This is a genomic window from Maribacter arcticus, assembly GCF_900167935.1.
Taxonomy (GTDB): Bacteria; Bacteroidota; Bacteroidia; order Flavobacteriales; family Flavobacteriaceae; genus Maribacter; species Maribacter arcticus.
The window spans coordinates 41,582-54,246 of the sequence record NZ_FUYL01000002.1 but is presented as its reverse complement, the minus strand read 5'-3'; the positions used below and the strand labels follow the sequence as shown (position 1 = coordinate 54,246).

Here is a 12,665-nt window from a genome sequence, read left to right as displayed (position 1 = left end):
TTTAGTTATTATAAATATAAAAAAAAGGTGATTTGTTGTTTCTGCCAACTATATAGGTGTCAACTCCTTTTATTTTAATTTTATGTATTTCTCGTGAGGCACCGTTTATTTGAAGCATGTTATATGCGTCGCTAAATTGCACATTTTTATTTTTAGAATTAAACAAAATTAACCCATGAAGGGCATCTAATCTGCCTAATTGAGTGCTAATTTCGAAGTTGTTGCCAACAATTAACAAATCTTTAAACCCGTCAGAATTGAAATCTTCTGCTATAATGTCGTTAATGGAAGATATCTGTGCTATTGTAGGCAAAGGTTGTTTTGTAAAATTACCAGAACCATCATTTCTAAACCAACAACTTTGTAATTCATAGACTTGTTTTTTATCTGCTTTGTTTAACGAGTTTTGCCCAAATAATTCACTGATACTAGCTAAAGCGAAATCTGAATAGGATAGGAATTTTTTATTTAAATAGGGCATTTGTTTTGCCAATTCATCTTTTGAAGCAAATGGGGTTTCTATGTCTTTATGATAATAAGTGATTATTGGGTCTAATTGTCCATTATTATCAAAATCATAATTGTATAGGGTTATAGGATGTGATTTAGAGGCTTTAAATTTGGTGTTTGTTCCCCAATTACCGCAAACGAAGTCTAAATCCCCGTCATTATCTAAATCAGTAACAAGAATTGAATTCCACCATCCATTAGTTTCTTTAAGTGGACTAGAGTCTACTAGATTTAATTTTTTACCGTCATTTAGAAATATGGATATTGGCATCCAATGGCCAACCACTATCAAATCATCTAGTCCATCACCATTTACATCAGCCCAAGACATATCTTTTACATTACCTATTAATTTTAATTCTGGTGCAATAGTATCTATTTCATTGACGAATTTTCCATTACCTTGATTTTTGAAAAAATATTGTTCTGGGGTAATGCCATATGATGAAGGTTCTTGGTCTGCGGTAATAACCACATCATTGTCACCATCATCATCAAAATCATTCACAGTAATTTTAGAGGCATTTAGTGCAATAGTATTAAAAGCTAAAGTGTCTTTGCTAAACGTTCCGTTATTGTTAATGTACAACCTTGGTTTTAATGGAGCTCCATTTAAAAATTCATTTCCTCCACTTGCTACCAATAAATCATCTTGTTGGTCACCATTGGCGTCAAAGAAAACACTAGTTATGTCTTCATTGATTGCACTTTCTTCAAATAGTTCTGTTTGGCTATCTGAAAATTCACCATAAGCCGATTGAAGGTATAAATGAGACGATTGTGCTTTAGCACCTCCTATGAAAATATCATCAAACCCATCATTATTTATATCGGAAATTGAAATTGTTGGCCCCTCATTTGAATTGGCGAAAGGAATTAGAGGTTCCTTGCTAAAATCTAATGTTGGTTTTTCATTATGAACAAATTTTAGTATTGGTGCTTGTATGGTATCAAAGTATATTTCGTTATTAGTGCCTTTAATTCTTGGTTCATAACTGTTATTGTAATCCAATAGGACTTCTTGGTTGTATTGAAGATTCACTATTGTTTGCTCTCTATTATCTGGCCATACTATACAAAGAGAATCTATGACAGTATCTTTTTCAAGTCCAAATAATAATTTGTTCGAACTGGATGATAAATAGCCGTTAGTAGTGTAATGCTCAAGAACTTGAACGCCGCTTTGTGTATATAAAAAAAGTTTAGCGCCTAAACCAAACCTGTTTTTTTTAGGGCCGTTTAATTTTAAGGTTATATAGTGTGAATTCTCTAATGTGTTTTCTAAAATATAAAGTTCATCATCAATGTTATTTACAACAATATCCAAATCACCATCATTATCCAAATCGGCATATGTGCAGCCATTACTGTAAGAGGGTTCGGCGTTAAGCCATTGGGCAGACATATCATCGAATTTTAAATCACCTTTGTTTTTAAAAAAATAATTTGAAACTTTTTTTTCGGGTATTTCTTTAATGAGGGGCATATCTGTATTATCCATGCCAGTATCTATACGTCTTTGTATTTTTTCATTGGCAATGAAGTTCATGTAGTCCATATCATTAGTAGCTCCCTTGATGCCGTTTGAAATGAATAAGTCTTTGTATCCGTCATTGTCAAAATCTGCTAATAGTGAGCCCCATGACCATTCGGTGGCTGAAATACCACTTAAGTTACCAATCTCTGAAAAATTATGACCATTATTGTTGATATGCAAGGTGTTTTGCATAAACTGCGGAGCGTAGCCATTTTTAATATACTGTTGATAAATAGGGTAGGCATATTCTAAACCTGAAGTTTTGTAAGTATATAAATCTTCTGGTAGCATATCTAGGGATACAATATCTGTGAAAGAATCATTGTTGATATCTGCAATTGCATTTCCCATTGAATAGTGGGTGGTATGGCCTAATTGATGTTCGTCGTTAGATATAACTTCTTTAAAAGTTCCATTTTTCTGATTCATATATAGGTAATCATTTTCGAAAAAATCATTACCAACATATATGTCTGGATATCCATCATTGTTCAAATCACTAATTGAAAGCCCTAATCCGTAGCCAGTCTTACCTTGAAAAATACCTGATTCGTAACTTGTATCTTCATAATGCCCATTATTGTTAGTGTAAAGTCGGTCTCCTGAAATGGAACTGATGATTTTACGTTGCGTACCCTTTCCATAATTAATGTTTGGGTGAACCGAATGGTTTAGAAGAAACATATCTAAATCTCCATCTTTGTCATAGTCAAAAAATGCAGCTTTCGTTGATAGGCCAGAAAATGCCAATCCATAATTTTCAGCCTGTTCTATAAAAGAGGGTATGCCGTCGTTATTTATTCCTTGATTTACATAAAGTAAATTTTGCCCTGATAGGGCTCTATAGCCAGAAGCCTTACAGATGTAGATGTCTAATAAGCCATCATTATTGATGTCAACTTGAGTAACTCCAGTGGTCCAATTTCCTATTTCAAGATTTTGTTTGGGCAATTCAATTTCTATGAATTTTAAGTTTCCTTGATTCAAGTAAAGCTTGTCTTCGGTTTGGTTAGCGGCACAATAAAGGTCAATAAGGCCGTCATTATTAAAATCGGCAGTTATTACCCCAGCGCCATTATAATAATAGAGATAATTTAGAATGTTTAGTTGAGGTGAATTGGTTAATTGGTTGGTAAAGGTTACGCCAGTTTGTTTGGAAGATAATTTTTTGAACAGCGGTTTTTGCTTTTTACCGCATCCGAACAGTAAGCATGAAAATACTATAAATAAGATAAATATTTTTTGCATGAGAGGTTATCTGCTGTGCGAATGATATATTGAAAAGGATATTTCAATTTTCTTTAAAATTTGACAATAAACAAGGGTTGATGTATACGTATTGGTAGTAAGAAAAAAGAATCCCTTAAAGTTAAGGGATTCTTTTAATTACTGTGGTATTTAATATAAATCTTAATACCCTGGGTTCTGAACCATACTAGGGTTGGCTAAAAGTTGTGGTAAAGGAATTGGAAATAATAATCTTTTGGTATTACCGATTTCGGTATCACCTTTAAATTCCCATTCTCTCAAATATTGTCCAAAACGAATTAAATCATTTCTTCTATATCCTTCAGTATATAATTCTCTAGCTCTTTCGTCAAGTAAATCACTTTCATTAATAGATCCTAACGGTGTCGCACCTCTTAATACACGTAAGGTATTTATCATATCAGTTGGATCTCCAGAACTACGAAACATTGCTTCTGCTTTCATTAAATAGGCATCGGCGAAACGAAATTGAATTTTGTGATTTGTGTTTTGGCCAAAACGAGGATTATACTTTGTAATACGTATACCCGTTCTTTCGCTATTATTAATCAAATTTTTGGCGCCTGTACCATCTACAAAATCTCTTGAAAATTTAAGGTCGTTACCTTGTCTGTCAGCTAATTTAGTACCATCTAAATCATATTGTTGATTTATTAAAAATCCAAAACCAACATTTGAACCGAATTCATAGCCTTCAGCATCGGTTGTTCCAGCTCTAGTGGCATCAAATGTCAAACCTTCAGATGGAACACCACCTCTTCTTTCTTCTTGGCTATCTAAAGCTGTAAGATCAGTTTCAACACGGTTGCTTTCTGCATCACCTTCAAAAAGGTCGTAATACTCAGCTAGGGTACTAAAACCGTTCCAGCCACCACCACCGGCAAGTCCAAATGAGTTAAGGTGTAAAGGAGCATAGATTAAATTCTGAACATTTGATTCTGTAAACCAAATTGTCTCACTATCTGCAGTACTTCTGAAAATATCAAAATAACCTGCTTGTAAATCATGGCCGTCATCAGCTATTTGGTCTACCAATGAAATTACTTGTGCCATATCTGCAGCTGCTGGAGAACCGCCACCACCTGCTAGTTGATTTTCATAAACATGCTTGTTTAATAAAATTTTAGCCTTTAAAAAACGTGCAGCAGCCTTACCTGGTCTTTTTAATTCATCTCCTGAATTTGCTGTACGCGATGGTAAACCGGATATACATAGTTCTAAATCAGCTAAAATAAAGCTAACAGCTTCTGCACCTGAATAAACTACAGGTAGCTCAGTAGAAGGTAAACTTGTATCTCTAAACGGTACTTGTCCATATAGATCAAGAATCCACCACATGGCATATGCTCTTAAAAAACGAGCTTCTAATTTCACGTCTTCTGGTGAATTACTTCTGTCGTCTAGAATTTGTGAAGCCGATAATTGATTTTTGTTCCATTGTTCAAATGGTGTAATTACATCTGAATCCTCCAAGCCCCATTCATGTTGATGCAATTTTCTCCAACGACCATTATCACCCCAGTCAGCTCCTCTTGTTGGGATGAGTTGGGCATCAGTTGTTACTTCCGCAAGGGCATAAGTGTTAGCTTGATCAGATAATTGACCTCTAACATCACCGTACAAGGCCTCAAGTGCAGAGGTTGGATTTTCTAGTCCTTGAAAACCATCGGTTATAAAAGAGTCTGTTTCTTCAATTTCCAAATCGGTACAGGACACAAACCCCCAAGCCAAAAGGAAACTTGATAGATAAATTTTAATTTGATTTCTATTCATGATTTTACAATTTTTTTAATTAAAATGAGGCGTTGATGCCAAATGTTACTGTTAAGGGGTTAGGGAATGTCATAAAGTCAATTCCTCTAGTTGGTAATTCTGCTGAATTTAAATTACCTGTATTAACAGTTACTTCAGGATCTATACCGCTGTAATCAGTTATTAAAAATAAATTTTGACCAGTCAATGATAAACGTAAGTTTCTAAGTGTTCCTTCTCCTGAAAGTGGTACGTTGTAACCAACCGATACATTTTGTAGTCTTATGAAATCTCCTTTCTCTAAAAATCTAGAAGAAACTGCAGTCGATGCCCCTGGATCTTCACCAAGACTTAATACATTATTAGTAACATTTCTAGCAGTACCAATTTGACCGGCATTAAAGAATGAGTTAGCCGTGTTATTGTACACTGAAAAGCCAAATTGACCTGTTAAATAAGTGGCAACATCCCAATTTTTAACTTTTAGGTTCAAAGATAATCCTGAAGTAATATCAGGTAAAGCATCTTCACCAACAAATGTCTTATCAACATCTGGATCGCCTACTCCATTTCCATCTATATCCGTGTAAATAGGGTTTCCAGTACTATCAAAACCTTCGAATTGCGCCATGTAATATGAGAATAAGGAATATCCAGATTCAAAACGTTGTGCAAATGCACCTGTTAAACCAGGGCCGTTAATTGGGCCTGAATTAATTGCACCAGCAAAGTTTTGAATTTCATTATCATTGTAAGAGATATTAAAGTTTGCTGAGAAATTAACATCTTCTTGTTGTATGAAGTCGTAACCTAAAGCAAATTCAATACCTTGATTGATGACATTGGCATCTACGTTACCAAATTGAAACGGCGTAGTTGCAGGAAAAGCTGGAGGTGTTTTTAATAAAAGATCTTTCGTGTCTCTACGATATACATCAACACTACCGTTTAAACGATCATTATTAAATCCAAAATCCAATCCTACGTTGAAATCCAATGTACTCTCCCATTTTAAAGATGGATTGTCAGTAGCAACAATGGCAAGTCCATTCGCTTGTATTTCATTACTATTGTTAATACCCAATCCTCCAAAACGTTGTCTCGCTACAAAGTTGCCATAACCTAAACCAGCTTGGTTACCGGTAAGACCAGCACTTAATCTTAATTTAAGTGTTGAAACATTTTCACCGATGAAATCTTCTTCTCCAATTTGCCAAGCAAATGCACCAGAAGGGAAATAACCATATTGATTTTCTGGACCAAATCGAGAAGAACCATCAGCTCTCATAGTCGCTGTAAATAAATACTTGCTATTTAAGCTATAGTTAACCCTTCCAAAAAGTGACTGTAACTCATCTGTATTGTCATAAGTATCAGCAGTAAGTGCAGTTACGTTTCTATCAAATGAATAAGGCACATTATCGGTTACTGAATTTGGGAATAAACGGTTAACAACTAAGTCGGTAGTGTTAGCAGCATAATAATATTGCTGAAAAGATCCACCAATTGAGTTTTGTGCTCCATTTACTGAATTCACCAAATCAACACCCATTGCATTTAAATCAGTAGTTGAAAAACCACGAGCAACTGCATTACGACCACGAGTTCTAAAATCTTGGAAAGCATAACCAACAATAACATCGAAGTTTGAATTTTCAAATTCTTTTGCGTAATTAATAGTGGTTTCCAAGGTTTTGTTGTCTCTATCTAATGTGTAATATGTTCCAAATCCATTATCAGAAATACCAGGATAGTTAATGTTTTTTGCACTCAAAACAGAAACGTTCCCACTTTCAGATTTATCGAGACCTACATTGACTTTTGCAGAAAGTTCTGGAGTAAATTTGTATTCAGCAGAGCCATTTAAAAGCAATCTGTCTGTTTGACTGATATTTTGAGATTCAACCAAAAGGTTGATTGGGTTTCTTGAAATACTACCATCTGGTTGAAAGGCAGTACTATTAGGCCATGTTGGATTTGCAGAATATGCAGCACCTAAAATATCGCCTTCAACACCTGCCGTTGAATTTAATGGTGGTTGTGATTTATTTACCCTAGAAATTGACGTTTGAAAGGTTAATAAAAGTTTGTCCTCTAAAAACCGTTGGTTTAGATTAATTCTACCTGTTATTCTTTCGAATTCAGATTTCTCTATAGTACCAAATTGTTTTTGATAACCAAAAGTTGCACGAACGTTTCCTGAACCGTAGTTATTAGAATACGATAAATTATTATTAGTAGATGCTGAAGATCTAAAAATTACTTCTTGCCAATCAGTATTAGAGCCAAAATCATTTGCAGCTGCATCGCCACCATATTGTGGTAAAGCAGATAAGAATTCCTCTCGGTTCAATAAGTCAAATTGTCTTACTGGTGTCGCAACGCTTAAACTAGTAGAAAAATCCCAAATTCCTTTTTGGGCAGCTTTACCAGTTTTTGTAGTTATGATAACTACACCGTTAGCACCTCTAGATCCATAAATAGCTGTAGCCGATGCATCTTTTAAGATACTCATACTCTCTATATCATTAGGATTCAAGAAATTTAAAGGGTTACCAGTTTGACCACTTCCAGTACCACCGGCATTAGAACCTGATGCTTCTGTGCTTTCTCCAAAAAGAGGAACACCATCTACAACGAATAAAGGGTTATTATTGGCTCTTACAGAGTTAGCTCCCCTAATATTGATTTGAATACCAGCACCTGGCTCACCAGTTGTTTGCTGTATATTCACACCAGCGGTCTTACCTTGAATAAGTTGCTCAGGTGAGGATATTGCACCGCCATTAAAATCTTCAGAGGTTACTGCAGCTACCGATCCAGTTGCATCTTTTATAGTTGTTGTACCATAACCTATGATTACTACCTCTTCTAAAGCTTCTGCATCTTCTTCTAATGTGAAATTAATTGAAGTTCTGCTATCTACAGATACTTCTTGACTTTTGTATCCGATATAACTGACTATTATTGTAGCGCCATCATTTACGGTTAAACTGTAATTGCCATCAAAATCTGTCTGTGTCCCGTTGGTGGTGCCTTTTTCTAAGACACTTGCACCAGGTAGCGGACCACCTGCATCTGAAACAGTACCAGATACTTCTTGCGCCTGAGAAATACCGAAGGAAAGAAATGCCCCTAGCACTAACAGACTTTTAAGTAGTGTAATCTTCATAAATTGTTGATTTAAGTTGAGTTAAATAATTTCAATTGTTAAAAATATGTAAAATTCGTAGCTTTTTGGATCTGTTTCTTGAAGTTTATTTGCGAAAACGTTTTCGTGTTGACAACTTTTTATTGTCAAAATCATAAAAATATGATTTGGCTTTGTTGTAATTAACAAAAATTATGAGGCTAATATAGGAATATAGGATAATTTTTTAAATATATGAAATTTCACCCATTTTCTAATTCATAATATTCATGATATTCAAATCATAATAACATATTGTGCTTTTGTATAGGTGCTTTATGTAAAAATATTATTAGATTAACGTCAAATGAGATGTAATCTAATAAAACCTATTTTTTGAAACCAAAAATTACACTGAAGGACATTGCCAACGAACTTAGTGTTTCTATTTCTACTGTATCAAAAGCATTAAAAAATAGTGATGAAATAAGTAAGGATACAAAGGATAAAATAAAGGCATTTGCAAAATTCTATAATTATCGCCCTAATAATATAGCGCTCAGTCTCAAAAATAAGAGAACTAAAAATATTGGTGTTATCATTCCAGATATCGTCCATCATTTTTTTACCACCGTTTTTAGGGGAATTGAAAAATATGCAAATGAAAAGGGCTATAATGTTATCGTTTGTATTTCAGATGAATCTATTGAGAAGGAAGTTATTAACATGGAGATGTTGGCTAATGGCAGTATAGATGGTTTTATTCTTTCCTTAAGTGCAGAAACCCAATTAAAAAATGAATACACTCACTTGAAAGAATTATTGGATCAAGGTATTCCTATTGTTCTTTTTGACCGTGTAACTTCAGAAATTGAATGTGATAAGGTTGTATTGAATGACAACGAAATAGCGCGCGAAGCTGTTGAGCATTTTATTAGTACTGGATCAAAAAATATTGCATTAGTTACTACGGAAAAATATTTTAATGTAAGTGAAAGTAGGCGTTATGGATATTTAGATGCTTTAAAGGCTCATAATATAAAAATTGAAGAGAATTTGATTCTGACGCTTCCTCATGATATGGAAAACGATAGCCTTATAACAGAATTTTTTCAACATAATAAAGTTGATGCTGTTTTATGCGTAAATGAGATATTTGCCATTCAATGTATGAGTATTATACAGGAACTAGGTTTTAATGTGCCTAACGATATTTCGATAATCGGTTTTACTGATGGCATATTGTCAAGATTTTCCGTACCTAGACTTACTACGGTAGCTCAACATGGTGAATTGATGGGTGAGCGAGCAGCTAAATTATTGATTGATCGTATGGAGTGGGTAGATGAAGTTGAAGAACCTTTTAAAACAGAAGTAATAAATGCCACATTAATTAAGCGAGGTTCATCAATCAATTAATACTTTTGTGATTATGAAAAAAGTGGGATTTATTTTTGATTTAGATGGCGTAATCGTAGATACGGCTAAATACCATTATTTGGCTTGGAGGAAACTAGCCAATGAATTGGGGTTTGAATTTTCAAAAGAGCAGAACGAACTCTTTAAAGGAGTAAGCAGAAAAAGATGCTTAGAAATTCTATTGGATATCGGTAAAATTAAAGCTACACAAGAGCAATTTGATACTTGGATGATAGATAAGAATGTAGATTATTTGGCTTACATAGAAAAGATGGATGCCAAAGAAATACTACCCGATGTACCAAGAGTGCTTGAATATTTAAAGAAAAAAAACATCCCAATCGCATTAGGTTCAGCAAGTAAGAATGCTAGGCCAATTTTAGAGAAAGTGAATTTAGTATCCTATTTTGATAGCATTGTAGATGGCAATAGTGTAACAAAAGCAAAACCTGATCCCGAGGTATTTTTGATTGCGGCTAATAATTTAGGTGTCAATGCGAGTTCATGTATCGTTTTTGAAGATGCCGTTGCGGGTATACAGGCGGCAAATAGCGCAAAAATGACTAGTATAGGTATTGGTGATTCTGATATACTTGATGAAGCTTCCTATAATTTTAAAGATTTCACCGAAATAAGTGATAGTTTTTTGGAATCGCTTTTAAGTAAAAAATCGAAAGAAATAAACTAAACAATTTATTTAAAGTTCAATTATTTTTGATGACAATTCAATTGTAACTAATGAATCAGAATTATATAAAAGCAGATAAGTGGTGCATCATTGAGGAAGGTTTTGATACAGAAAATGTAAAATCTTCTGAGAGCATTTTTAGTATCGGTAATGGTGCAATGGGGCAGAGAGCTAATTTTGAAGAGAGCTATTCTGGTGAAACTTTTCAAGGAAGCTATATTGCGGGAGTTTATTATCCAGATAAAACCCGTGTGGGTTGGTGGAAAAATGGCTATCCAGAATATTTTGCAAAAGTATTGAACGCCCCTAATTGGATTGGCATCAAAATTTACATAGATGATGTTGAGTTTGATCTAGCCACTTGCAAAAAAATATCGGGCTTCAAAAGAGAATTGAACATGAAAGAGGGTGTTTATACCAGAAACTTTCAGGCGGTTTCTTCAAATAATGTAGAAATAAATGTAATCGTTAAGCGTTTTTTAAGTTTAGATATTGACGAAGTTGGCGCTATTTCATACTCCATTAAAGTACTTAAGGCCGATGCTAAAATTGGTTTTGAACCATTTTTAGATAGTGGCATTACTAATGAAGATAGTAATTGGGACGATAAATTTTGGAACACCACCAATGTAAGTGTTTCTCAAAATCGTGCTTTTATAGAAGCACACACCATGAAGACGAATTTTGAGACTTGTACATTTATGCAGGCGTCTCTTAATTATAATGGTAAAGAAGTATCTGCTTTGCAAGGTGAAAAGTCTGAGACATATGTTTCCTTAAAATTCGAACAAAATGTAAAAGCAGGTGAAACCTTAATATTAACTAAATTTGGAGGTTATACGGTAACAAGAAATCATGATGCAAATGAATTAGTAAGTGCAGCCAATGATACTTTAGATAAAGCTTCTTCATTAGGATTTGATGTCTTATTGCAAAAACAAAAAGAAGCTTGGGCTTCAATTTGGGAAATGAGTGATATCGTCATTGAAGGCGATGTGAAGGCGCAACAAGGTATCCGATTCAATATATTTCAATTGAATCAAACCTACTTGGGTACAGATTCGAGATTAAATATTGGTCCAAAGGGATTTACGGGAGAAAAATATGGAGGTAGTACCTATTGGGATACCGAAGCATATTGCATTCCTTTTTATATGGCGACCAAAGATGACAAAGTAGCTAGAAAATTATTGAAATACCGTTATAATCATTTAGAAAAAGCCATAGCTAATGCTACCAAGCTTGGGTTTTCTAATGGTGCTGCCTTATACCCAATGGTAACCATGAACGGCGAAGAATGTCACAATGAGTGGGAAATCACTTTTGAGGAAATTCACAGAAATGGTGCTATTGCTTATGCAATACATAATTACTATAGATATACTGGCGATTACAGTTATATACCCGAAATGGGATTAGAGGTGTTAATTGGTATCGCAAGGTTCTGGCATCAAAGAGTAAACTTTTCAAAAGACAAGAATAAGTACGTAATGTTAGGTGTTACAGGACCAAATGAGTACGAGAATAATGTACATAATAATTGGTACACAAATTACTTGGCCAAATGGTGTATCAACTATACGTTGACCCAAATGGCAAATGTAAAAAATGGCTACCCTGATGATTACCATAGAATTATGGGGAAGACAAAACTTACGGATAGGGAATGTGATAAATGGAAGAATGTTGCTGACAACATGTATTTTCCTTATTCAAAGGAATTCGGTGTGTTTTTACAACAAGACGGTTTTTTAGATAAAGATTTGGTCAAGGTTGATGATTTGCCAAAAACCGATAGGCCTATCAATCAAAAATGGAGTTGGGATAGAATTCTAAGATCACCTTATATTAAACAAGCTGACGTTTTACAAGGTTTCTATTTTTTTGAAGAAGACTTTTCATTAGAAGATCTTGAAAAACATTTTGATTTTTACGAACCGTTTACCGTTCACGAATCCTCGTTATCACCTTGTGTGCATAGTATTCAAGCTGCCAAATTAGGTAGAATGGAACAAGCGTATAATTTCTATTTAAGAACATCTAGGTTAGATTTAGATGATTATAATAAGGAAGTTGAAGAAGGGTTGCATATTACCTCAATGGCTGGTACTTGGATGAGTATTGTTGAAGGTTTTGGAGGTATGCGCGTTATAGATGACAAATTATCGTTTAAGCCTCAGATACCCAACCAATGGAAAGCCTATTCGTTTAAAGTAAATTTCCGAAATCGTATAATTAAAGTGAAAGTAACCACAGAATCTACCACCTTCGAATTATCGGGCTCTAAAGAAGTATCGATACGAGTAAATGGTAAGAAAGTAGAGTTATTTCCAGATGAGTTAGTTACTGTATAATCACCA

At 34.3% G+C, this 12,665-nt stretch carries 6 protein-coding genes; 3 read left to right on the top strand and 3 right to left on the bottom strand.

Annotated features, from left to right (window positions below; genetic code table 11):
- Nucleotide 1 precedes the first annotated feature (1 nt).
- From B5X55_RS03065 to B5X55_RS03055, 3 genes are all read right to left on the bottom strand, one after another.
- Entirely contained in the window at nt 2–3,295 is a 3,294-nt protein-coding gene (locus tag B5X55_RS03065) for a VCBS repeat-containing protein (RefSeq protein ID WP_079511141.1), read from the bottom strand.
- A gap of 162 nt (nt 3,296–3,457) precedes the next feature.
- Nucleotides 3,458–5,089, bottom strand: a complete 1,632-nt coding sequence (locus tag B5X55_RS03060; protein WP_079511140.1) for a RagB/SusD family nutrient uptake outer membrane protein — start codon at nt 5,087–5,089, stop codon at nt 3,458–3,460.
- A 19-nt stretch (nt 5,090–5,108) separates the two neighbouring features.
- Nucleotides 5,109–8,240, bottom strand: a complete 3,132-nt coding sequence (locus B5X55_RS03055; protein ID WP_079511139.1) for a SusC/RagA family TonB-linked outer membrane protein — start codon at nt 8,238–8,240, stop codon at nt 5,109–5,111.
- A gap of 354 nt (nt 8,241–8,594) precedes the next feature.
- On the opposite strand from B5X55_RS03055, the gene B5X55_RS03050 reads away from it, so the two are divergent.
- The 3 genes from B5X55_RS03050 to B5X55_RS03040 are packed head-to-tail and all read left to right on the top strand — an operon-like array spanning nt 8,595 to nt 12,659.
- Complete coding sequence (locus B5X55_RS03050) at nt 8,595–9,617, top strand: LacI family DNA-binding transcriptional regulator (protein ID WP_079511138.1); 1,023 nt, start codon at nt 8,595–8,597, stop codon at nt 9,615–9,617.
- Between the two features lie 13 nt (nt 9,618–9,630).
- On the top strand, nt 9,631–10,305 hold the full coding sequence (gene pgmB / locus B5X55_RS03045; protein WP_079511137.1) for a beta-phosphoglucomutase: 675 nt from the start codon (nt 9,631–9,633) through the stop codon (nt 10,303–10,305).
- A 50-nt stretch (nt 10,306–10,355) separates the two neighbouring features.
- Nucleotides 10,356–12,659, top strand: coding sequence for a maltose phosphorylase MdxK (locus B5X55_RS03040; RefSeq protein ID WP_079511136.1), 2,304 nt, complete (start codon nt 10,356–10,358; stop codon nt 12,657–12,659).
- Nucleotides 12,660–12,665 lie beyond the last annotated feature (6 nt).

Coding starts and splice junctions, on each gene's coding strand:
- B5X55_RS03065 (WP_079511141.1), bottom strand. CDS start 3,295: ATGCAAAAAATATTTATCTTATTTATAGTATTTTCATGCTTACTGTTC.
- B5X55_RS03060 (WP_079511140.1), bottom strand. CDS start 5,089: ATGAATAGAAATCAAATTAAAATTTATCTATCAAGTTTCCTTTTGGCT.
- B5X55_RS03055 (WP_079511139.1), bottom strand. CDS start 8,240: ATGAAGATTACACTACTTAAAAGTCTGTTAGTGCTAGGGGCATTTCTT.
- pgmB (WP_079511137.1), top strand. CDS start 9,631: ATGAAAAAAGTGGGATTTATTTTTGATTTAGATGGCGTAATCGTAGAT.
- B5X55_RS03040 (WP_079511136.1), top strand. CDS start 10,356: ATGAATCAGAATTATATAAAAGCAGATAAGTGGTGCATCATTGAGGAA.